This window comes from Pseudoalteromonas sp. S2755 (genome assembly GCF_005886535.1).
Classification (GTDB): domain Bacteria; phylum Pseudomonadota; class Gammaproteobacteria; order Enterobacterales; family Alteromonadaceae; genus Pseudoalteromonas.
On sequence record NZ_PNDS01000142.1, the window covers coordinates 1 to 24,617 of the forward strand.

The 24,617-nt window shown below is 38.7% G+C and carries 20 protein-coding genes; all 20 read right to left on the reverse strand.

Annotation, left to right across the window (positions count from 1 at the left end; genetic code table 11):
- Nucleotides 1-202: 202 nt before the first annotated feature.
- The 20 genes from CWC03_RS20285 to CWC03_RS20380 all read right to left on the reverse strand — a co-directional run bounded on the left by CWC03_RS20285 (nt 203) and on the right by CWC03_RS20380 (nt 24,037).
- The gene (locus CWC03_RS20285; RefSeq protein WP_138583415.1) at nt 203-2,314 is read right to left on the reverse strand and encodes a YjbH domain-containing protein; all 2,112 of its coding nucleotides are present in this window, start codon (nt 2,312-2,314) and stop codon (nt 203-205) included.
- 265 nt (nt 2,315-2,579) lie between these two features.
- Complete coding sequence (locus CWC03_RS20290) at nt 2,580-4,541, reverse strand: polysaccharide biosynthesis protein (RefSeq protein WP_138583416.1); 1,962 nt, start codon at nt 4,539-4,541, stop codon at nt 2,580-2,582.
- Between the two features lie 140 nt (nt 4,542-4,681).
- Nucleotides 4,682-5,236, reverse strand: a complete 555-nt coding sequence (locus tag CWC03_RS20295) for a sugar transferase (protein WP_138583417.1) — start codon at nt 5,234-5,236, stop codon at nt 4,682-4,684.
- A 7-nt stretch (nt 5,237-5,243) separates the two neighbouring features.
- Complete coding sequence (locus tag CWC03_RS20300; protein ID WP_138583418.1) at nt 5,244-6,179, reverse strand: NAD-dependent epimerase/dehydratase family protein; 936 nt, start codon at nt 6,177-6,179, stop codon at nt 5,244-5,246.
- The gene (locus CWC03_RS20305) at nt 6,179-6,928 is read right to left on the reverse strand and encodes a glycosyltransferase family 2 protein (protein ID WP_138583419.1); all 750 of its coding nucleotides are present in this window, start codon (nt 6,926-6,928) and stop codon (nt 6,179-6,181) included. Before CWC03_RS20305 ends, CWC03_RS20300 begins: the two co-directional genes overlap by 1 nt.
- Nucleotides 6,925-8,337 carry a phosphomannomutase gene (locus CWC03_RS20310; protein ID WP_138583420.1) on the reverse strand — a complete coding sequence of 471 codons (1,413 nt, stop codon included), beginning with the start codon at nt 8,335-8,337 and terminating at the stop codon, nt 6,925-6,927. Before CWC03_RS20310 ends, CWC03_RS20305 begins: the two co-directional genes overlap by 4 nt.
- A 3-nt stretch (nt 8,338-8,340) precedes the next feature.
- On the reverse strand, nt 8,341-9,750 hold the full coding sequence (locus tag CWC03_RS20315; protein ID WP_138583421.1) for a mannose-1-phosphate guanylyltransferase/mannose-6-phosphate isomerase: 1,410 nt from the start codon (nt 9,748-9,750) through the stop codon (nt 8,341-8,343).
- 5 nt (nt 9,751-9,755) lie between these two features.
- Complete coding sequence (locus CWC03_RS20320; RefSeq protein WP_138583422.1) at nt 9,756-10,229, reverse strand: GDP-mannose mannosyl hydrolase; 474 nt, start codon at nt 10,227-10,229, stop codon at nt 9,756-9,758.
- Between the two features lie 13 nt (nt 10,230-10,242).
- Nucleotides 10,243-11,208, reverse strand: coding sequence for a GDP-L-fucose synthase (fcl, locus tag CWC03_RS20325; protein ID WP_171040293.1), 966 nt, complete (start codon nt 11,206-11,208; stop codon nt 10,243-10,245).
- Nucleotides 11,209-11,276: 68 nt separating this feature from the next.
- On the reverse strand, nt 11,277-12,392 hold the full coding sequence (gene gmd, locus CWC03_RS20330; protein WP_138583424.1) for a GDP-mannose 4,6-dehydratase: 1,116 nt from the start codon (nt 12,390-12,392) through the stop codon (nt 11,277-11,279).
- 3 nt (nt 12,393-12,395) lie between these two features.
- Nucleotides 12,396-13,433, reverse strand: coding sequence for a glycosyltransferase family 4 protein (locus tag CWC03_RS20335; protein WP_138583425.1), 1,038 nt, complete (start codon nt 13,431-13,433; stop codon nt 12,396-12,398).
- 14 nt (nt 13,434-13,447) lie between these two features.
- Nucleotides 13,448-14,311, reverse strand: coding sequence for a glycosyltransferase family 2 protein (locus CWC03_RS20340; protein ID WP_138583426.1), 864 nt, complete (start codon nt 14,309-14,311; stop codon nt 13,448-13,450).
- The gene (locus CWC03_RS20345; RefSeq protein ID WP_138583427.1) at nt 14,296-15,573 is read right to left on the reverse strand and encodes an O-antigen polymerase; all 1,278 of its coding nucleotides are present in this window, start codon (nt 15,571-15,573) and stop codon (nt 14,296-14,298) included. The genes CWC03_RS20340 and CWC03_RS20345 overlap by 16 nt, the downstream gene beginning before the upstream one ends.
- A complete protein-coding gene (locus tag CWC03_RS20350; protein WP_138583428.1) occupies nt 15,560-16,624 on the reverse strand; it encodes a glycosyltransferase family 2 protein in 1,065 nt (354 codons plus the stop codon). The genes CWC03_RS20345 and CWC03_RS20350 overlap by 14 nt, the downstream gene beginning before the upstream one ends.
- Before the next feature lies 1 nt (nt 16,625).
- Nucleotides 16,626-17,783, reverse strand: coding sequence for a glycosyltransferase (locus CWC03_RS20355; protein WP_138583429.1), 1,158 nt, complete (start codon nt 17,781-17,783; stop codon nt 16,626-16,628).
- Complete coding sequence (locus CWC03_RS20360) at nt 17,773-19,035, reverse strand: flippase (protein ID WP_138583430.1); 1,263 nt, start codon at nt 19,033-19,035, stop codon at nt 17,773-17,775. The genes CWC03_RS20355 and CWC03_RS20360 overlap by 11 nt, the downstream gene beginning before the upstream one ends.
- Nucleotides 19,032-20,180, reverse strand: coding sequence for a UDP-galactopyranose mutase (gene glf, locus CWC03_RS20365; protein WP_138583431.1), 1,149 nt, complete (start codon nt 20,178-20,180; stop codon nt 19,032-19,034). The genes CWC03_RS20360 and glf overlap by 4 nt, the downstream gene beginning before the upstream one ends.
- A gap of 52 nt (nt 20,181-20,232) precedes the next feature.
- Nucleotides 20,233-22,461, reverse strand: coding sequence for a polysaccharide biosynthesis tyrosine autokinase (locus tag CWC03_RS20370; protein ID WP_138583432.1), 2,229 nt, complete (start codon nt 22,459-22,461; stop codon nt 20,233-20,235).
- Nucleotides 22,462-22,475: 14 nt separating this feature from the next.
- Nucleotides 22,476-22,910 (reverse strand): low molecular weight protein-tyrosine-phosphatase, encoded by a 435-nt coding sequence (locus CWC03_RS20375; RefSeq protein ID WP_138583433.1) that lies wholly within the window; start codon nt 22,908-22,910, stop codon nt 22,476-22,478.
- Nucleotides 22,911-22,921: 11 nt separating this feature from the next.
- Nucleotides 22,922-24,037, reverse strand: a complete 1,116-nt coding sequence (locus tag CWC03_RS20380; protein ID WP_138583434.1) for a polysaccharide export protein — start codon at nt 24,035-24,037, stop codon at nt 22,922-22,924.
- Nucleotides 24,038-24,617 lie beyond the last annotated feature (580 nt).

Here is a 24,617-nt window from a genome sequence, read left to right on the forward strand (position 1 = left end):
GAAGCAGCGGATTTATCCCGCGACAAGAGAATCGCGACGTAAAGTCGCTGCTACGAATATATAACCCTGCGACAAAAGCACCAAAACACCGCTCCCGTAGCAGCGAGTTTACCCCGCGACAGGAAATATTGCGACGTAAAGTCGCTGCTACGAATACATAACCTTGCGACAAAAGAATCGCGACACAATGTCGCTGCTACTGTTATCTGTAAGTTAGGTATGCTTCTCGTAATCTTGCCAAATTGCTGTAAATATAACTACTCGACAAGCGTCCTTGATTAAGGAATGTCTTATCCAAGTTCACGGGTGTTTTAACTGAATGCCCGCGACCAATCACCAGTTGATTGTGTGATTCACCAATACGTGTACTCACCTCATGACGCCAAGCTTCATTCCCTTTTATCTGCCCATAACGGATTGGTGCCATATCTTTACGTGGAGTCAGTGGGATGCTAAACGCAATACCTGCGACCTGCACATCCGTATCTTGGGCAAAGATTGAAATATAGCTATCACCAAACCAGAAGCGAGTTTCTAGTTTTACACCGCTATCTTCATAAAAGAATCGGCCTGCTGTTGCGTGAAAACTCACATCCTGCTCAACCCAGTTATAACGATAAGACAAAGTTTGATAGTCTCTGTCTAAGTCATAGTCATCATATTCTAAATAACCAATTTCAGCATTAAGCTGGTGACGACCATTTTCACTAAGCCAAGTCGTTTCGTTTTTGATACCGGTATAGTCATTAAACTCTTTAAAGAAACCAATATGGGTTTGGTTATAAATTCCATACGGTAAATCTAACGTTTGATAAATTGTCGCTTGCGTAACACCACTGTCTTTTGCAAAGCGGCCAAATGCTTTGCCTGTTTCGTAGTCATCTGTTTTGGCAACTTCAGTTTCAGCACTAACGCTTATACCACCGCCATACCACATCGGCACATCCACATCGGCTTTAATTGCGAGTGAAAAGTCATAAACACCTATCTCTGTCGCAAAGTGTGAATCTAGAGAAGGCCCTATAGTTACGCGTGGTCTAAAGTAAGGACTGTTGGCTTTAGGCATTCCCACCCAAGACACACTGCCAATCGGATCCATTTCACCGCGGCGAATATCCATATCTGGCGTACTGCTAGTATTGATAAACTCACGGTAATTATCGATATCACCACGCACAGAAAGCATTGGAATACCACGGTTTAATAACTGAATCGTATATTTAGCTTCAGGCTCATCTATATGTTCGGCAATACGACCAAGCACAAGACCAATAGCGTCTATATCGTTACGATTAAAAACATAGTTTTCAAAGCTTACAACAATATGTGGGTCACGATTAAAGCCCACACTAATCGCCTCTAAGCCATCGTCGATTAGTGCATTTTTTAGCTCCCGAGTTTGCAGCGTAAGCGACTTTCTGTATTCATCACGCTCAGTTACTTCTTGCTTAGCTTCTTCTAGCGGCTTTTGAGCTAATTCTCGCTGCTGCTGATAGTGCGCTTCAAATGCAGCCTCACGCTTTTTATGGTTATCTAAAATCGGTGCAGGTGCCGCTTCTGTTGGATCGTTTAACTTAGCCTGCTCAAAAAGCGGCATCGAAAAGTTAACTCCCCAAAAGGTATCCTTTTCTGCATGATCAGTATTACTGTAAAACTTGCTGGTTAACGTGAGCGTACCTACATCGTATATCCACTCTTTAGGTACGGTTAAACGTAAGCCCGCATTCACTGCATCCGCATCATGCTCAACCTGCAATGCAAACCAATCTAATGGCTGCCATTCAATACCCGCAAATGCTCCATCCATTTGCCCGGTTGCGCGATCACTTACCGCAAAACCAGCAGAAAATCGAAAGTCGTTCCACTCACGTGAGCCAGCTAAATAATAGGTTTCATAATTATTCGCCGCTCCACCTAAGTCTTTACCACCGATAGCAAGATTAAACCACTCTTTAGGAATATAGGGGATTTGATATTTTAAGTTAAACGATAGATCTCGAAGCTGGCCTCTACCCTCTGCAAACATATTGTCATGCATAGTGTTTGTAGCAATAACCCCACTTACTTCAAGACCATCGAACACACCTGCAGAGAAGATATAGTTATGACCATCGACATATTTAAGCCCACTCTGATCTAATTGGTTATTGTAACCAATATCAATCACGCCTTTTTCCAAAACTTCAGCATTTGGCGTATTGAACAAGCCAGTATAACCAGTGAAGGCGGTGTAATTATTTAATTGGGTATCAGCTAAAACAGGCATGCTTGCAAGTGTAATGCTACCTGCAAGAATCGTATTTATTTTTGACATGTGCGCAGACCGATTTTTATTTTCAATTCTTGAATTTAATGTGGAAGAGCATATTCATAAGCTCGGCCACCGTTTTAAGCATTATGTAGTTATCGTACAATGAAGTATAGAAAAACCCAACCTCTTGGCAGCGGGCTTCCCCCGAGATAAGAGCGTCGCGACAACAGCACCGAAACGCTACTCCCATAGCTGCGGGTTTATCCCAAGATAAGAGCTTCGCGACATAAAGTCGCTGCTACAAATAAACAACTTCCCAACAGGAGCGTTACACGCTCCTAAAATTGATCACTTTCCGTTCAGACTCACGTTGAGGTTCAAGCACTTGGCGTTTTTCATTCCACACCAAGTCACAAATACCGTCTGTAGGATTAAACCCTGTAGGCGCCTCCAACAACAATTTACGAATAAGCTCATGATCAAAGTTATGACAAGCTGTATCCATTGCACTCATAAAACCTTCTAACTCTGCTATTGGTAATTTTACTTCATTGGCCGTCATGATCCGTGGATGAGAGGTTTCTTCAACATTGTCACCAATCAATAACTCTTCATATAACTTTTCACCAGGGCGTAATCCTGTACATTCAATCTCAACATCGCCATGAGGGTTTGACTCTGATTTAACCTCTAAGCCAGAAAGGTGCACCATTTTGGTCGCTAAGTCTTTGATCTTAACAGACTCTCCCATATCTAACACAAATACGTCACCACCCTTACCCATGGCACCCGCTTGAATAACTAACTGTGCAGCTTCCGGTATGGTCATAAAAAACCGGGTTATATCTTTATGCGTTAAGGTAATTGGCCCACCTTCTTTAATCTGCTTACGGAATAGAGGCACAACTGAACCACTAGAACCAAGCACATTACCAAAACGTACCATGCAAAAACGGGTATTTTTAGATGTGACTTTACTTTCAGCCAAGGCTTGTAACACTAACTCTGCCATACGCTTGGTTGCCCCCATCACATTGGTAGGGCGCACCGCTTTATCTGTAGAGATTAATACAAAGGTCTCTACTCCTGAGTTAATAGCGGCTTTAGCCGTGTAATAAGTACCAAATACATTATTACGAACACCCTCAACAACATTTTGCTCTACAAGCGGTACATGCTTGTAGGCCGCAGCATGATAGACAGTTTGCACCCCAAAGGCTTTCATACAAGTTTCAATACGGTTGATACGTTGCACCGACCCCATCACTGGTACTATTTCCAACGATATGCCTTTATTCAATGCAAGCTGATTCAGCTCCTTTTCAATGCTATATAAACCAAACTCAGACACTTCAAAGAGCACCAACTTTTTAGGCCCATTTATTATAATTTGCCTACATAGTTCAGAGCCTATAGAACCACCTGCACCAGTTACCATAATGACTTTATCTTTTATATTTGCAGCCATTAGTTCAGCTTGTGGTGTAACAGGGTCTCTGCCTAATAAGTCTTCGATTTCGACTTCTTTTATCTCGTTAAGCTGCGCTTTACCGTCAATAACATCTGCCATACCTGGCACTGTCATTACCTCGAGCGGCAGCTTTTCTAACTTAGTGAGTATTTCTTTACGGCGAGAGCGCGGAACACTAGGTAGCGCAAGTAAAACTTTACTAACTCTCTTTTTATCAATTAAATTGTAGATTTCATCAAAAGCAACAACGGGGATCCCTTGGATAATAGCATTATGTTTAGTTGGGTCATCATCAAGGTATGCAGTAACATAATAATCAGGTCCGGTTACAAGCGCCGTTGCTAACTGCCGACCAGCATCCCCTGCACCATAAATTACCACCGGTGTTTTTGTAAATGAGGTTAAGCGCCAAATCAAAGCCCTAACCAAAATACGCGAGCCACCTACTGAGAGTATCATTAACCATGCATAAATAAATGGCATGGTTCGCGGAATTGAAGTTTGCGTAAAAAATGAGGAAAGCACTAAAACAACAGTGCTTACAATTGTGCCTAAAACAACAGCGCCGACAGCATTTGCCCCAACGTAACGGAGTACAGCACGATATAGCCCTAGTTTTACAAAAATGATCAAGCTAACAGGCAATAGCAAAGCAAGAACTAGCCAGTTTTTAAAGCTCGCCAATGGAGCCAAGCTATCTAACCTCACGATAAGCGCTAACCAAAATGCCGTGACTATAAATACAGAATCTAAAACAAGCGTGAGAAGCCGCTTTTGGTTACGAGAAGCGCCAAGCAAGGCGCGAAACCAACTATCCATTGTGTTCCCTTTTTATTCCAATCCGAACTAAAACCGCAGACGAACTAAAGCTTAGTACATGCTGCAGTATACACAAAAGTAGCAAAAATGTATGAGGAAAATATGAAGAAGCTTGAATTTAAAACAGAGAGTATCCTAGATTAGTGTTTACCAACCCTATCTCCAGAACCACTACCTGTTATCGTCATTACTATATATTTAAAATAATTGCCCACTGTCAAAGTATCAATCATTTTCCTGTCTGTTGTCGCAAGCAATTCAGGTGTGGACATATCGATTTCGTTCACCTGTGCAAGACCTGTTATTCCCGGACGCACATCAAACACATTCTTTGCTTCTCGCGCTGTAGTAAGTTCTTCTTGATTAAACAAACCTGGGCGTGGTCCCACTAAACTCATTTCACCTTTTAACACATTCCAAAGCTGCGGTAATTCATCTAATTTAGTTTTACGCAGAAAGCCTCCTAAAGGCGTAATAGAAGCAGCACTGGCCAAATGACTAGCAACAGACGCAGTTTCAACCTTCATTGTTCTAAACTTAACCAAAGTAAAAGGTTTTTTGTTTCGACCCACTCTTTGTTGAGTAAATATAGGCGAACCAGTATCAAATAAACCAATGATGTAAATAATAGCTAAAAATGGAAAGGCAAATAACAAACCAAATAAAGCTAAGAAGAAATCAAGTATGCGTAACATTAAGTTATTAACCCTTGTAATTTTCATTAAAACAGCGAGCTACCCCTTCATCTAAGGATAGCGGAGGTAACCAGCCCAATGTTTTTTTAGTATGTTCAATATCTACAGTCAAGGAATTAGTAAAACGCTCGATAACTGCTTTTCTTTTAACTATGCTCCCTAAAAATTTAAGGATATTAACAGGAATTGGTATCAACATGTTTGGTTTACCTTGAGCACTTAGCAACTTTGCCAATAATTGGCTTGTTGATACATCTTCGTCATCACTAACTAGAAAAGTCTCATTTTTTGCATGCGGATGCTCAATACAAGTAACTATTAAGTCAGTTAAATTATCAACTGAGACAAAACTTCTTTTGTTATGTATAGCACCTAGAGGGAGGGGTAAACTAATGTTTGTTAGTTTAACCAGACGCTTAAAATTACCAGGTGCTCCTTTACCATAGACCAAAGGCGGTCTAATAATTACAACCTCCATACTAGACTCTACAGACAAGAGGCGAAGGCCTTGCTCAGCTTCTAGTTTAGACTGCGCATAATCATCAACCGGTCTCGGCTCATCCCTAAAAGTAAATGGTTTTTCATTACAAATACCATTGACACCTATAGAACTAATATATACGAACCGTTTCACTCCATTTTTTGCTGCTTGCCTTGCCAAGCTTAAGGTCAAATCTCTATTTACAGCTCTAAACTGCTCTAGCGGCAAAGCCGTTTCTTCCTCGAGTATATGAGCTCTAGCAGCTAAATGAATCACACAGTCAATACCACTCAATGCCGTTGAAAAGTCTAAGCTAGCATCAAGATCTTCATAAACATGAGTATATTCATGTATTTCTGATGGGCTTCTTAACAACAAGTGTACTTGATAGTTTAGTTTAATTTTTCCAAATAGGTGCTTACCAATAAAACCACTTGCCCCTGTCAACAGTATATTCTTCATTACTTTTCTTTCTTAAAAAAGCTTAAGAGCTTAAATGGCAGCTTCATAGCAACAAGAGCTAAATTAGTATAAAGATGGTTTTCTCTGCAAGCTCTAACTATTTCTGAATTTTGATGAATTCTCCACTTTAGGCCCGAAGAGCTAATACCGCCCTCTCGCATAGAAACAAGTATTTTACCGACCCTCTCATACTTTATACCACGGAGAAAAAAGCGAGCCATAAGTTCAAAATCAGCTGCCACGCGATAATTCAGCTTATAATAACCAAATTTATCAAACAACTCTTTCCTAGCATAAAAAGTTGGGTGTGGAACCATAAAGCCAAACCTCATCTTCCATAGTTTGAAACATGATGATGAGTATATCCTTGAAAGCTGGCCTGAATTTTCTTGTTTTACATATTTTAGATCACCAAATACTGCATCGATATCTTCTGAAAAAGACTTAACCAAATGTTCCACACTTTCATCACTAGAAAAAAAGTCATCTGAGTTTAAAATACCTACTACATCACCAGTAGCGACTTTTATACCCTTATTCATGGCATCATATATGCCTTTATCAGGCTCACTGATGACTATATCTATGTGCTCTTTTCTTTTTTCTAGGATATCCAAAGTACAGTCAGACGAAGCACCATCAATAACTATATACTCTATATTTTGGTAAGTTTGAGAAGCAACAGAATTAATTGTATCCTCAATTGTTTTCGCACTGTTATAGCAAACAGTAATAATACTTACCTTCATAATTTACGACTCTGTATTTGAGAAAAGACACTTTTTATTAAATTTAACGCTGTCTGCTCCGACTTTGATTCAGCATAACACCTTAACTCCGGTGCATTGCCAGAAGGTCTTAAGTGAACTATATCACCTGTTTCTGCTGTCAATCTTAAACCATCCGTTTTACAAACTGACTTTACTTTACCTAGTCCTATGCTTTCTAAAAGCACATTTGGATTTTCACTTAGCTCTACTATCAGCACCTTACTCTTCTCTGTCGCAAAGTCTTTCAACCTATCACTCGCAGTAAAGCGTTGTGGTAAACCTTTTTGCAAGCTCGCTATGCTGTCACCCATTGTTGCGACAATAAGCGCAGGCAATACCGCATCTCTTGTTGGCAACGCTTTCAATGCTTTACCATTAAATTCAAAGTCACTCGCCAGTAAATATCCACCATTTGCTTCAAAACCCGCTACTCTCGCGTAAGTTTTGTTTAACTCTGCAAAAGCCTCTATTACATATGGTGAGCCAATTTTTGTTCTCGTCACTGTTTTAAAGCTACCTGACAATTCAATGGCTGTATTACAGCTAACAGGGGTTGCAAGCGCTTCTATTGAGAGTGCTTGACTACAAAGTAGACCTAGAATATCACCCCTTAGCCACTCGCCATCTTCGCCTGCAACTAGTGGCCTATCACCATCACCGTCTGTTGAGAACAGCATATCTAGGCAGTATTCACTTACCCACTCTTTGGCTCTTTGTTTATCTTCATCTGATACAGCCTCGGTATCGATTGGGATAAATTCATCACTGCGCCCTAGGCAAATAACTTCTGCGCCCAATTGTTCAAATAGTAATTTATAAATATCTCTACCTGCACTCGAGTGCTCATAAATACCCACTCGCTTACCTGCTAACGTCACTTCGTTAAAAAGGTTTGTATATCGAGCGGTATAAGCACTTTTTGCTTTATCACTTGTTGGTAAACTGATATAGGCTAGGTTCAAGTCAGTAAAATCAAAATCAGCAGTCAGAATGGCTTGCTCATCTTGTTTGGTAATTTCACCATCAGGTCGATAGAACTTTAAGCCATTTCTATCAAATGGAATATGACTACCTGTAACCATAATACAAGGCATGTTGTCTTGCATCGCAGTATAAGCAAGCGCTGGAGTGGGTACCACACCGTAATAAACAACATCTATATTTAGTTGTTTTAATCCTGCTGCGCAGGCTTTAGCGATATCAAAGCTACTCGGGCGATTATCAATTGCAATGGCCATTGTATTAAATGCGAATTCATTTTTAATACTCTGAGCAAACGCAATTGAAAAGGCTGCACACACTTCTGGTGCAAAATCGACAACGAGACCTCTGGCACCACTAGTACCAAATGCAATGCCACTTGTTTGAATGACTGATTTTGTATTCATGACTTACCCTTTTACTCTTCCATAGCGGTCTTCAAAACGTACAATATCATCTTCGCCTAAGTAAGAGCCTGACTGCACTTCAATAAGCTCTAAATCTACTTTGCCTGGGTTTTCTAGTGCATGAACCGCAGTAATAGGAATGTATACTGATTCATTTTCAGTCACAAATTGCTCAGTATCATCGATTTGTACTTTTGCAGTACCAGAAACCACAATCCAATGCTCTGCTCTGTGGTGGTGCATTTGCACAGATAGTTTTGCACCTGGTTTAACCGTGATACGTTTTACTTGGAAGCGCTCACCGTTATCTACTGAGTCGTATTTACCCCAAGGACGATATACTTCACGGTGGAATGTGACTTCTGAACGTTCGTCCGCTTTTAATTGGCTAACGATTTGTTTTACTTTTTGAGATTCGTCTTTGTGCGCAACTAGTACAGCATCTTTTGTATTAACGATGACTAAATCTTCAACACCCACTGTTGTTACTAGCTTGTCCTCACCAAATACTAAGGTGTTTTTTGTATCAACAGATTTGACGTCACCGATGAAAGCGTTGCCATTTTCATCTTGCTCAGACACTTCCCATAATGCTGCAAAGCCGCCTACATCATTCCAGTTTGCATCCATCGGTACCACGACTGCGTCTTGTGTGTGTTCCATTACTGCATAATCAACAGATTCATCTGGACATGCTTCAAATGCTTCTTTATCTACTCGTACAAAGTCCATGTCATTATTTTGTACTTGTACTGCTTTTTCACACGCTTCATAAATATCTTGGCGAAATGCTTTTAGCTCTTCAAGATAACGACTTGCTTTGAATAAGAACATGCCGCTATTCCAGTAGTAATCACCACAGGCAATATACTCTTGAGCCGTCTCAAGATTCGGCTTTTCTACAAAGCTATCAACAACAAAGCCGTGCTCAACTTCAGCACCACGCTTGATATAGCCATAACCCGTCTCTGGAGTATTGCCAACAATACCAAAGGTCACTAATTTACCTTGCTCTGCTAACAATGTTGCTTTGTTAACACTTTCTTGGAAAGCAGCTTGGTTTTCAATGACGTGGTCAGCAGCTAAAACGAGCAATAATGCATCTTGATTGTTTTCAACTGCTTTAAAAGCTGCTAATGCGATAGCAGGTGCTGTATTACGACCCACTGGCTCTAGGAAGATACCACTGTGCGCCACACCTATTTGGCGAACTTGCTCTGCAGCAATAAAGCGGTGCTCTTCATTACAAATTAACATCGCTGGTGAATGATCAAGACCGTTTAATCTTAAAATAGTCTCTTGCAGCATAGTGTTTTCACCATGCAACTTTAAAAATTGTTTTGGGTAGTTACCGCGTGACAATGGCCATAAACGTGTGCCTGAACCGCCCGCCATGATGATTGGAAGTATCATATTCGTTATCCCTGTGTATTCTGTAATGCTTCAAAGTACCATTTTGTATGCTTATGGACTTTTTTATCTTTTAATAGGCTGTCTATATCGAACCATTGATATCTACCATGTTGAATATCATGTGGTAAGCCATTTAGCGGTTTGCTCAACCTTAGGGTATAAGCAATGGCAACATAATGTGTACTAAAACCATCGCCAAAAACGTTGTCATCATAAAAATGGTCGTAAGGCCCTAAAAGACTCGCTTCTGATAGTGAAAATGCCTCACCAATCTCTTCTTGAGTTAACCTTTCAAATGCTTCTGCAAGCGATTCGTTTTTCAAAACCCGTCCTCCAGGCACAAACCAATTCCCTTGTGCTGGTTTATTTAACCGCTCACCTAACAGTGCTTGGTTATTTTCATCTAATATAACAAAATCGATTGAAACAAGTGGCGCGCTTTCTATTACTGTCGAAAACGTATTTTTGTCTAGAAACATCCTATGTTCTCTATTATTTTCTAAAATTATCTTGGTTTGCTAAAAACCACTCATAAGTATCTTTTAAACCTGCCTCTAAAGAAATGCTATATTCCCATCCCAGCGACTTAATACGAGACACATCCATCAATTTACGCGGTGTACCATCTGGCTTAGTAACGTCAAACTCTATAGCACCTTCAAAACCAACTACTTTCGCAACTGTTTCAACAAGCTCTCTAATTGTACAGTCTACACCTGTACCTACATTTATATGGCTTAACATCTCTTGTGTATTTGCACTGTATGTTTCTGAATCTAAGTTCATTACATGAATTGATGCTGCTGCCATGTCATCTACATGCAAAAATTCTCGCATCGGCTTTCCTGTGCCCCAAGCAACCACTTTGTCATCACCCGCTAATTTAGCTTCATGAAAACGACGTATAAGTGCAGGAATAACATGTGAATTTTCTGGATGGAAGTTATCATTTTCACCATACAGATTAGTTGGCATGACAGAGCGGTAATTACGGCCGTATTGACGATTATAAGATTCGCAAAGTTTGATACCTGCAATTTTAGCTATTGCATAAGGCTCATTGGTTGGCTCTAAAACACCAGTTAAAAGTGCCGTTTCTGTCATCGGTTGTTCTGCAAATTTAGGGTAAATACAACTTGACCCTAAAAACAGCAAATCATTAACACCAGATAAGTGCGCGCTATGAATGATATTATTTTGAATCGTTAAATTCTCATAAATGAATTCTGCAGGGTAAGTGTTGTTCGCTACAATCCCACCTACTTTTGCCGCAGCAAGATATACTTGGTCTATTTGATTTTCTTCAAAAAATGTACGAACTGCCTGCTGATCTAACAGGTTTAACGCCGCTCTGCTTTTTGTAATAACCTTAATATCATCAGATTGCTTTAACTTTCTAACAATCGCACTGCCAACCATACCATTATGGCCTGCGACAAAAACTATTTTAGAGCTCATTTCTTTATCCATTATAAAACCCAGCATAAGCTGGGTTATCATTTTATCTCTGACTTACTGCTGTGAGGCTACTCTACTGAAACACTCACATCATAGCCATGAGATTTCAATAGTGCATGCTGCTTCGCTTTAGCTAAATCGTGTTGAACCATTTCTGCACACATTTCTTCTACAGTAATCTCTGGTTCCCAAGCTAACTTCTGTTTCGCTTTGGTTGGGTCACCCAGTAATGTTTCAACTTCTGCTGGACGGAAATAACGCGGATCTACACGTACAATCACATCACCTACTGATAGCGCCAGTGCGTTATCGCCTTCAATCGCAACCACTGTCGCTATTTCATCAACGCCTTCACCGCTGAACTCAAGCGTAACACCCAGCTCTTTTGCTGATAAAGACACAAACTCTCTTACTGAGATTTGCTTACCTGTCGCGATTACAAAATCTTCCGGTGTATCTTGCTGAAGCATCATCCACTGCATACGAACATAATCTTTTGCATGACCCCAGTCACGTAATGCATCCATATTACCTAAATATAAACACTTCTCTAAACCTTGTGAGATATTCGCTAGGCCGCGTGTAATTTTACGCGTTACAAACGTTTCACCACGACGTGGAGATTCGTGGTTGAATAAAATGCCATTACATGCATACATACCATAAGACTCACGGTAATTTACCGCAATCCAGTACGCATACATTTTCGCGACAGCGTAAGGTGAGCGAGGGTGGAAAGGTGTAGTTTCCTTTTGCGGGATCTCTTGTACCTCACCATAAAGCTCAGACGTTGAAGCTTGATAGAATTTGGTCTTTTTCTCTAACCCAAGAAAACGGATCGCCTCTAATAGACGTAAAGTACCAATCGCATCTACATCAGCAGTATATTCTGGTGCTTCAAACGATACAGCTACGTGGCTTTGGGCACCTAAGTTGTAAACCTCATCAGGTTGTACTTCTTTGAGAATACGAGTTAAGTTTGAAGTATCTGTTAGGTCACCATAGTGAAGAAAGAAGTTTGGGTTTTCTTCGTGTCTATCTTGATAAATATGGTCTACGCGCTCTGTATTAAAGCTTGATGCGCGACGTTTAATACCGTGAACTTCATAGCCTTTTTCAAGTAGAAACTCTGCTAAGTAAGAGCCGTCCTGACCCGTTACACCTGTAATTAGTGCTCTTTTCATTTTTTACCCTAAATATACCTTGCTTAATTCTTGAAATGTTTTATCCCAAGAAAACCTTTGTGAATTTATAAGTCCTTTCTTAACTAGTAATGAATTAAAATCCTTGTTTTCAAGAGATAGAACAGCGTTAGCAACATTTTTATCTGAAATGTTATCGAGTAAAATAGCTGCATCACCGCAGACTTCAGGTAATGAAGATGCATTCGCTGCAATAACGGGGCAGCCAGCTTTCATTGCTTCAATAGCAGGAATACCAAACCCCTCATAAAGAGATGGATAGACCAGACAATGAGCTTGATTATACAACTGATTTAATTTTTCGTTATTGACGAAACTTAAGTGCTTGTAGCGTCCATGGCAAGAGTCCTCCAAACAGCCTAGTTCATCATAGTTTAACGATCCTCCGCCAACAATGATCAAGTTATATTCTCTCAAAACAGACATTGCAGAAACTAATACAGAGAAATTTTTATACCCCCCCCTGGACCCTATAAAAATAATGTTTTTTGTTTTTTCGAGTTTTTTTTCAGTCACAACGAAACTTTCGGAAACGCCGTTGTAAATAACTCGAATGTCTTTATCCCTCGCTTCTGGTATGAAATGAAGCAGATCCCTTTTTGTGTTCTCCGAAATACAAACAACTACATCACTTGCCCAAATGGCCCTACGCTTCTGCCAAAAGTGAACTTTTGCGCTAAGGCCTTTCATATGATATTCATAAGTAAAGTCGTGTACTGTTGTAATAATCTTCATTCTTCTTCGCTGAAAGAACACAGGTAATCGGTAATAAGATGAATGGAAAACAGAACACTCTTTTGGTAGAAATACATCTAGATATCTTCCGACCTTAATTGGAATTCTACTTCTTTTAATCTTCACCACATCCTGTTGCTTATATTCAGAAAGCACTTTATTGCTATTGGAATATAGCAATAATTTATACGAAATATTACGTGGGAAACGTTCAAGCAGTTCTGAAAAATAGACACTTATACCGCCCGCCTTTTGCAGTGAATAGATAATTCCATCAATAAAAAGCATATACACCTTAGTTCTTAATAGATGAAAAACCCACTCAGCACGCCTTTTAATCGGCTGCTATATATCTTTCTTTTAGGTTTATTGAATAAAGAAAGCACCGCCCCCCCTACCGTACGAAAAACAACATTAATCAAATATGGTAAGGCTGAATAGTTTTTGCTTTTAAAGAATTCTTGATTGAGTTTACCGAACCCCAACCCATAATTATAAGATTTTGAAACATCATGAATAGTATAATCAGATACTGGGTGAAACACTTTGATCTCACCAAAATATTGTATTTTTGCGCCAGAATTTATTGCCTGTGCTATTAGTAAAGTTTCCTCGCCTGAACCATACTTCGCACCTACACTGAAGCGCTCATCAAAGCGCCCACCAGTGGCAACAAACGCATTTCTTTTCATAAATATACCTACTGAAATAGGATACTTGAATATGTTTTTAAAACTTACCTTTACATGGTTAATCACTGGTCTTTTCCCATAGTATCTATGAGTAACTGGATCATAAACATTTGTGCATAAAACATCTAAGCTAGCATCATGAGAGAATTTTTTGTACACATCACTTAGCAATGTCTTACTGTACCAACAATCATCGTCAGGAAAAGCAATGTAATCTGACTCCAGACCAGCTGATATAGCAATATTTCTTGCATTTGATAAAGATGTTTTTAAGATTTTCTTATGAATAATCTTTAAATTCTCACTCTCGAAGTCTCTTAAGTCTTCCCAAAGAATATCTTCTGATTGGTCAGCAAACAAAACCCTAAGCTTAAAGTCACCACTTTGCTGAGAAAGACTATTTAAAAGATTTAACACATCTTCTTTTTTTTCTACCGTTGTGAGTACAAGGTCAAAACTTATTTTCTTAACCATAGTTTGCTCCAAAAGAAAGGTAATATTACTAGAAACATTGACAAGAAGAAAAATTGATATACCAAAGAAGAAAATTCTCCCCTACAAATATCAGGAATCATACAGTAAAGAACAAATATGAATCTTTGATCACTAGACTGAACACGTCTTTTAATAAAAATTCCAATAAGAAAGAAAAAGATATAAGGCCCAAACATGCCAAAATTAACATATGATTCTGCAACTAAGTTGTACGCATAGCCCATACTCCCTTCACCAAAGTTTTCAACAACAAAATTATGAGCAAGAGATTGAGGCTTATCTTCATATAAAAATCTTGGTATAAAAAAGAGAAAAGGCAATATAAAATAAGAATACCCTAATATAAAATCCTCCCGTGTTTGAACATTGATACTTAGCGTATAGAAAGGATAAACAAATTCATTTGACCTTATGGCATCATTAATAGCGGCTTCCATCCCCCCAAGCCCCAGCCTCAGAGATGAGAATATCAACATAGCAAAAACAAACAATGACATTAGTGATAATTTGAAGAAGGACACATTAACTGTTTTAGCTCTAGTGTACACCCAAAAACAACCAATTAATATTGGTACAAACTCTCTTCTATTTCCTACTGATAATTGCGAAAAAACATAAAACAAAAATATCGCTATGAATAGAGCTATGAAAAATTTATCGAAACGATGATAGTTATATATGATATAAAGATAAATAGCGGTAACCATATAGCCCATAACGACCCATACCTGAGTAATATCTTCTAAACGTTTAATTTCCCCCCCCATAAATATTGTAGTAAAGGAAACATTAGAAAAGATTACTATTGATTTATAAATTACAAGTACTAATAGAAGAATGAAAATTGTCAATTGCAGAGTACGACTAACCAAAGGCTTGTTAGAGGCGGCATTAGAAAGATCAGTCCTTGAAAATAAAAAATAACCAAGGTACAAGCTAGAAATTGCTATCTGATAAAGCAACACCGATCTTTTCGTATGTTCAAATAGGTATCCGTGAGTATACAGTTCAACAGTGGGATTTACGACTCCATACAAGAAGAACAAACTAACAAACACAAAATAAAAATCAGAAAAAGATATTTTTTTTTCTTCGAAAACCCCTCTAATACTTGTCACATAAGCTATGAAAAGAAGAAAAATAACAGTGAAATCACTTAAAACACTTTCAAAAGTAATAGAACTAAGAAGGAAAAAATTAACAAAAAATAGAATACTAGATTCCAATCTATGATTTTGCATAAAGGAACCTACCAATTGAGCGCCTTATAATGCTCTTTACACCATGAACAGTTAAAAAATGCGGGTATTTTATAAATAAAAAAAACACAGAAAAAAGAATTTTTAACCTAGAAGTCAAATTAGCATTAGATAAACCCCGTATAATAAGTAGTAAAACATATTCGCTTGTATAATTTTTGATTTCTAACACATCAATTTCGTTGCAACTATGTTTTTCAAGAAATTCAAAGTATACAGAACTAACCTCCATATAGGCCTTACTCATGGATTCGTATGAATAACAATCAGCTATATTAGCCATAATTTTTACATAGCTACTTCCTAACTTATATGATCTAGGCAAGTTATTTTTTTTAAAAAGTAAAACACAGTATAAATGAGAATTAATCTGTGCGTTCCTATTCGTATTAGATGTACTACTTCCATGAATTCTATAACGATATAAAGGCGATTTTATATTCCGAAATAAAACTTGCTCTTCGACTTCATTTATTGATCTAACCCACAAGTCGTAATCCTCGGCAGCAAAGCAAGAGTTTCCATATAAAAACTTGTTTATATACTCTTTCGTATAGAGTACTGTCGCATGCGCCATAGGAGAATTAAAGGCAGCTGTGTATAAAATCGATTTATGCTGTGTAGGTAGTAGAAGTGAAGAGTTCAAAATCTCTTTCCCTTCAGAATTAATCATAATATACGAACTTCCTACTACATCTGCGGAATAGCTCTCTGCTTCATAAACCAACCTTTCGATTCTCGTAGGTTCTGAGATATCATCAGGGTCCATTCGAATCAGATAGTCAGAGTCACTCCATTTAATAAGCTCGTTAAGAGTACCGATCAAACCCAGATTTTTGCCGTTCCTTCTTTTTTTAAATCGACTGTCTTTCTCAGCCCACTGGCAAATTTTGGAATAAGTACTATCTGTAGAAGCATCATCTAAACAAAGCACTTCAAAATCGTTAAATGTTTGAGTTAAAATTGACTCTAAAGCTTCATCAATGAAATTTTCTACATTGTAGCAAGGAACTATAACAGATACTTTTGCCATTTTAGCCTCTCGGAAAACCCGCTAACATTTCTAGCCATCGATATGCCATTGCTCTGTGTGTGAAATGCTCATTAAAAGCTTGCTTATTACTATCAAACGTAGAGCCTGACTCCTCCACTTTTGAAATACAGCTATTTAATGCCTCAACTAAATCAGCCTCGTTTTCACTACTTCCAGCCGAAAAGCTCACAGGAAAACATTTCAACTGATCAATATTTCCACCAATCTCAGTCATTACTAGTGGTTTTCCTAACGCGATGCACTCTAAAGGCAGTAAATCATAGTAAGCAACTTTATTGGGTATCACCACAATATCCGCATCATTTATTAGATTAAGTACATCTGTTCGCCACCCTAAGTCAATAACATTAGAGCTTGCTTTTAATGGACCAGAACCAGCGGAAAAAAATTTAACATTGCTGGATGAGTATGAATCCGCTAGAAGGTTATATCTATCGAAGCCTTTATCTAATATGTATCGACCCGCAAAAATGACATTAATTGAATCGGAAGGGAATATATAATCACTTTTACATACGTTTACAGGCTTGACTCCTGAATTAATATAAAATATATCTTTATTATTCAGTGTAAAGTTATTGGAATATTCATCATGAGAATTTTCACTTGGAAATACGATTCGATCCACATTATCAATCAAGTACTTTTCTGAACGATGATACTTTGAGTACAATATTCTATCGACTGGCACTCCATGCATTTTACAAGTAGATGAATATTCATCCGCCATAATCGTGGGGCTATGTGGCATATATATTGTTTTTTTTCCTTGCTCCTTGGCAAAAGCCAAATAATCTGCTGACTGGTATCCTTGAAAAACAATAACGTCACACTCAGTTATTTTTCGTTTCTTTTCTTTGCTAACTTTACCAAGGAAATAATCCACCTTCAACCTAAAATCCCTAATTAAACCAAAAGTAATCAGATTAATAGCTAGCTTAATATAATAGAGAAATCCATTTTTTATATTCCAAGTTGAAGATGTTCTCTTTTCCTCTATCCCGCCAAAAAAATCAACATCAACTACTTTTTTATTATCATCAATTTCATCAATCGCAGATTTTAGATTATAACAATACCCAGCAGGCCCCCCACCAGGTTTTATAACATTTGTTATAAATAAAACTTTATTTCTCAAGATATAACCTCTTCCATACTGTAAACGCCATCAAAAATAAGACAACCAGCTCTGTAACAACCAATATTGAAGCTGTGCCAGTACCACTGAAACTTGGAACAAAAATGAAGCTTAATAACAAGCTGGTTAATGCACCAAAAAGTATAATAAAGCTAAACTCTTTTTTCATATTATAGTTTAGCATTACATTAAGACCGACAATATTACTTAAAACTACAATCAAAGGTAAAAAAGACATGATTTTTAAATATTTCACCACAGTTTCTGACTCTTCACCCAAAATGATAAAACTTATCAAATCTGAGAAAAGATACACACAAGAAGAAAGTAAAAGCATAAATAAGAATGAAGAAGCAGTATAATAAACCAGCACCGTAAAAGTATTTTGTTTGTTATTTTCAACTTTCCTGCTTATAAAAGGATACATAGCTTGTGAAATAGGTGAAAAAAGTCCGCGAACAGCCATAATTACCTTTTCAGCAGCACTATAATAACCCACAATGGTGCTACTTGAGTACACCCCAAGAATGATAGGAGCACACGTTGTATAAATACTACTAGAAACATTAGAAAAGAATATATGAGCACCTTCTTCAAACTCATTTTTCATACTTATAAAGCTAGGCTTGACTGTATAAATTCCGAACTTTTCTTTTACTATATATAAACTTATAAATGATACAAATATTGCCCCTAACGCAGTAAAAATAGGTACCAATATTATGTCTTCTGAAGATGAAACAAATAAGAAAATGAGTATAGTAAAAGTAACTTTTGATAGCACATTCAAATATGTTATGTATTTCATTTCTTCCATTCCTTGATAGAGCCAAACAGGAAATAAGCCATGTCCGACTGCTACCCCAAAACAAGCAAAGAAAAGCAGTTGGTGTTCACCGTATCTTTCAGTAAGTAAAGTCAAGATAAATGCAGCCAAAAGACACAATAAAATAAGCAAACATTTTGCTGTCATCACCGCACTATAGATATTTGAGACTTTCGATAAATCATGCCTACAGATAGAAATCCGGCGTGTAGCAGATAGATTAAAACCATAATCAATTACAATTATAAACAACGTTATTGTAGCATTTAGAAATGCCAGCACACCGTACGACTCCACCCCCAATGTTCGAAGAAGGAAAGGTATAGTAACTAAAGGAAGAGCGTAATTAAGCGCCTGTAACACACTTAATGAAAAAACATTGCGCAACAGGCGAGCATAATCGGAAGGCAGTAAACTTAGTATCATCTAACATTATCAATAAAAAAAACTGGTATTTTTAATTCATTCTCAATTGAACTAAGCGTGACTTTCGCAGCATTTAACGCTTCTCCGATAGTAACATCCATATCAATATACCTGTAAGTTCCTAGTCTCCCGACGAAACTGACTCCTTTTTCCTTCTCAGCCGCATCAATATACCTATTTAGCATTTCCTTTTCTTCAACAAGACGAATTGGGTAGTAAGGAATATCATCGATTTCGCAAGATCTACTGTATTCTTTAAATATGACAGTTTTATCGTGGCTTTCCCAAGGGCTAAAATGTTTGTGTTCAGTGATTCGTGTATATGGTACATCTGTATCTGCATAATTCATTACGGCACAACCCTGATAATCACAGTCATGAATTTCTTGCTCAAAGTCCAATGTTCTATAACCTAATACTCCATGTTCGTTATTAAACCAAGAGTCTATTGGGCCACTATAAAATGTATGTGTATATTCATATTTCTGCTTCCTTTCAAAAACAGTTTTCAATTTCACAGAAATATTTTCATGATCAATTATTTTAGCCACGACCTCCGTGTAGCCATTTTCAGGAATGCCCTGATACTTATGATTAAAATAATTGTCATTGTAGTTAAAGCGTACCGGAAGCCTTTTAAGAATACTGGCAGGAAGATTGGAAGGCTCCATTCCCCACTGCTTTAACGTATATCCATGGAAAAATGCTTTGTATAAATCTTTACCTATAAATTTATAAGCCTGCTCTTCAAAGTTTTTAGGTTCCCGTATGTCGCTTGCAGACAATGACGCAATGAATTCTATTGCTTCATTTGGGGACAATGTTTTACCAAAAAACTGATTGATCGTATGTAAATTTATTGGCAATGAGTAAACACCACCATCATACGTAGATTTCACCCTATTTATATAAGGCATGAAATTACAAAACTTATTTATATACTCCCACACTTCAACATTATCAGTGTGGAATATATGAGGTCCATACTTATGGATTAACACGCTGGTTTCATTACACCGTTCGGTATAACAGTTACCTGCAATATGTTCTCTAGATTCAAAAACATCTACTTCATAACCCTTTTCAGCAAGCTCTCTAGCAATTACAGCCCCTGTAAAGCCTGCACCAACTATAGCAAATTTCATATCATTTCCATTAAAGAAGTTTCTCTTGTATAACTAATTATATTAAAAATCTTTATTCAGATTTATATTCATAATTATAATAACCATAATACCCATATGTGTTACTGGCTTTCTTCACAACACCATTAAATACCACCCCTTTGACATCTATGCCATTTTGCTCAAAACGATTTCGCGTAATTTCTAGCTCTTTTGCATGGTTTTGACCAAAACGGGTCACTAGTAATGTTGTACCAGCGTGCGCACTCACAATTGCTGGGTCTGTTACCGCTAAGATTGGTGGTGTATCGATAATTACCAAGTCGTATATTTCACTAACCTCATCCACTAACTTGGTGAAGTTTTGGTGCATTAATAGCTCCGAAGGATTTGGCGGTATTTGACCGCGAGTCATTACATCTAATCCTTCTACTTGCGTATTTTTTATCGTTTGAGTTAGGTCTAAGCGACCCGATAGATAATCGCTTAAGCCATCATCCCATTTCATACCAAACTGTGTTTGTAAGTAGCCTTTGCGCATATCCCCGTCAATTACCAGTACCTTTTTACCGCTTTGCGCAAGGACTGTCGCTAAGTTAACTGTAATAAATGATTTACCTACACCAGGGCTCGGCCCTGAAATCGCAATAACGTTGTTTTTAGCTTCTAACATAGCAAAGTGTAGGCTTGTGCGTAGGCTTCGTAGAGCTTCTACCGATAGGTCTGCTGGATTATCAATCGCCAATATTGATTTTGCTTTTGCGGTTTTACCTTTCCGCGCTCTAGCAAAACCAGTAAGCTTCACTTGATATTCAGAGAATGGAACGCTTGCATAAACAGGTAGACCTAGCGCTTCAATTTCACCCGGATCTTCAATGCCTTTATGTAGTGCTTTTTGAATAAGTACTATAGCAATGGCTAACATACCCCCTAATATGGTGGCCATCACAACGATTAGTGCTTTTTTAGGCTTGACCGGCTGGGTTGTGTTTACCTCTGCATAATCTACGATGCGCACATTACCAACGGTGCCTGCACGCACAATATCTAACTCCTGCGTTTTACCAAGTAAAAGGGTGTAGATCTCGTTGTTTACTTCTACATCACGTTTTAAACGTAACAGCTCACGCTGGGTTTCTGGCAAGCCTTGAACTTCACCCGCTAACTCGTTACGTTGACGTTTCACGGTATCAATTTGTTCCACCACACCACGGTAAGAAGGGTGTTCACGTTTAAACTTCCGGCCAAGCTCTAAGCGTTTTAATTCTAGTTCTTGCAATTTAGTTTCTAATGCAACAATTTGTTCTAAAACGCCCTGTGTTTCTAGGCTAATATCAATGGATTCTTGACGAATTTGATAATCGTTAAAGGCTTTCTCAGCACGCTCAAGATTACGCTTAACTTCTGGAAGCTGCACTTCCAAAAATTCCAAAGATTGCTGTGCCTCAGCACTGTTTCGCTCTACGTTACGGCGAACATAAATACTGGCAACTTTATCGAGTACTTTTTCTGCATAGGCTGGAGTTTTATCTTGTAATGCAAGGTTGATAATACCTGAATCTTTGCCTTTTTCAGATGCAGATATAGCACTTTGTAAGTCTAATATCGTTTGTAATCTGTTACGTTTTACTATTGAGAATTCAGTACCTGGGCGTGCAATAAGTGTTTTGATGATTAATTCAAACTGGCCTGATTTGACTTCCTGCCCAACTTGACCAGAAAGCACTTCTTCATCATCTGCATTTAGTAGAACAAAACTGTCATCCGTTTGCGCCAATAAAGTGAACTCTGTTCCCTCAGCGCTTTTAGGCACTCTAAACCGGTGGATCTCTACCTTTTCACCGCCCCATGCATAAGAATTTGCGCCAAAGCTTGGTTCCGCAACTTCACCTTCAGCTTGTGGTACAAACTGGCGAAAACTTCGCCCCCCAAATAAAGGAAAAAGCTTTGGTTCTACTGCTATATCTAGATTAAGCGTATCTACCGCTTCACCTATAATACTTCTTGATTTGAGTAGCTCGATTTCAGTCACTGCCGCAGAGGTGCTTTCAAACATACCAGACATGTCGTCAAAGCCTGGGACTGAGCCGCCTTTTTCTTCTACCTGTACCATTGCGGTTGCTTGGTAGATTGGCGTGCTAAATATGGCGTAAGCCACCCCTAACAACATAAATAGCGATGTAATACCGGCAATAAACCATTTGGCATCCAATAAAGCACCGAAGAGTGCCATTAAGTCGATCTCTTGCGTATCTTCTTGTTTAGATTTTTGCGGAGAAATTAGATTTGGCTGAGCATTCATATACTCGCAATTCCTTATAAATACTGTTGCCAAGCGCCGCAGGCGCTATCGATAAGCTCATATACGTGTTCAAACGCTTCTTTAGACTGGCGGTATGGATCGGGGATTTCTTTATCGCCAATCCATTTACCGAGTAAAAAGGTTTTACCGCGAGCTTGAGGGTAACGGCTGCATAAGTCATCAAGGTGCCTATGTTCCATTACTAAGATTAGACTGTTTTGCGCAACAAGCGCACCACTGAGTTGGCGCCCTTGGTGCTCACTCATGTCGATGTCTTGCAGCTTAGTAAGTTCTTGTGCCATTGCATCGGCGGATTTACCTTCTAACGCGGTTAAGCCCGCCGACGACACTTGAATATTCTTGCCCGCCAATTTGCTTTTTAATACATACTCTGCAGTTGGACTGCGGCAAATATTGCCAGCGCAAACCATTAATACACTATCAAACATAAGCAATCACACTATTGATTTTCAATATCTTGAATTGCATCCACCGTTGATAGCGAAGGCAATAGTAGGCTGATAACTTTGTTCCAGCGAGCAAGTGGCGCGCTAGTTACGTATACGATATCTTGCGGTTGCAATTCAAATTGCTCTGCAAGTACCAGTGAGGCAACATTTTTTGCGTGTAGTTGATATACATCTGCAAGCACACCGTCTTTTTGTAGGTCGCGTTTACGCAGTACAAAAACGCCATTAGCATCAGCTGTGCGCTCGTTAAAGCCACCAACATCCGTTAGTGCTTCAGCTAGACTTAACCCATATCGGTTTACGTCTACTTTACCTGCTTTAATTACGTCGCCTAAAACATAAACATTACGCTTGTCGTTACGGCTGATATGAATGATATCACCATGTTGCAACAAACGGTTTTGTGAAATATCACCCTCAGCATAGAAGTCATCGAGTTGAATAACCTCTGTTTTCTCACCGCGAGTAAAAGTTACGGTTTCCCAGTCAGCACTTTCAGTCAAACCGCCGGCTTGGTTTATTGCATCAATTAGCGTGACTGGCGTTTCTGTAATTGGGTATACACCCGGCTTAGTTACTTCACCAGTTACGTATGTTTTTTGGCTTTTAAAACCAACGACTTTTACATCTATCTGTGGTTCTTCGATAACACGGCTTAAGCGTTTGGTAAGATCTTCACGTAACTCATTTACTGTTCTGCCTGCTGCCGGAACTTTTGGGGCGTAGGCAAAATTAATAGTGCCGTCGGCCTGAACACGGAAACCATCAAACTCGGCTGTTCTTTGTACCGCAGCCGGGATCGTAAGTTCCGGGTGATCCCAAACACCAATTGTAATGACATCCCCAACGCCTAAACGATATTCATAGTTTGAGACATCGATACCTGCAAGTGACGAACGGTCAATTTTTTTGGCTTGTTTGATTTTGTGCTCTTGAACTAACTGAGAGTCGATGATGTGAATATTTACTTTTTCTAAGTCGCGTTCTAGATTTGCTGTTTGTTCACCAGAGCCGATCCCTTCAAAATGGCCACCAGGAACAAGTGTACAGCCGCTCATTGTCATCAGAACGGCTGAAGCAATGATAGTTTTACAGCGTAGCGCCATTGTTTCTTCCCAAAAGTGTTGTAATCTTTTCTTTTAATTACTTTTATTGCCCTTTGGTAAATAGTAGAGGTGCAATAAAAATTTCGTGGGCTAATTAAAGCATGCACGATTGTTAATCGCAAGTGAGTACTAGGTTTTGCGCAAGATCTCACTCTATATTCTATGTTTTTAGCTAAAGCTGTGGTTAAAAACCTTTATCAAGTTTGAGTTCACTTTTTAGATTGTTATTTTTGTTATTTCTTAATTTGCAATTTAATCTTTGCTGCTTGGTCGCGGCGTAAAGCTGTTAGGTCTACGTTTGAACTATTCTGTCGCGACATAAAGTCGCTGCTACGGCATTCAGGCACACTTCCGCCCTTAGGTTGCAGCTCCTAAATGCGGGTTTTAATTTTAGTAAAAGATCGCGAGGTGAACTCGCTCCTACCACATTGACCCAAGGTGTTTATGTTTTCGCGGTGTAAAGCCCGTCTGAACCACTCTGTCGCGACATAAAGTCGCTGCTACGGCATTCAGGCACGCTTCCGCCCTTAGGTTGCAGCTCCTAAATGCTGGTTTTAGTTTTAGTGAAAGATCGCGAGGT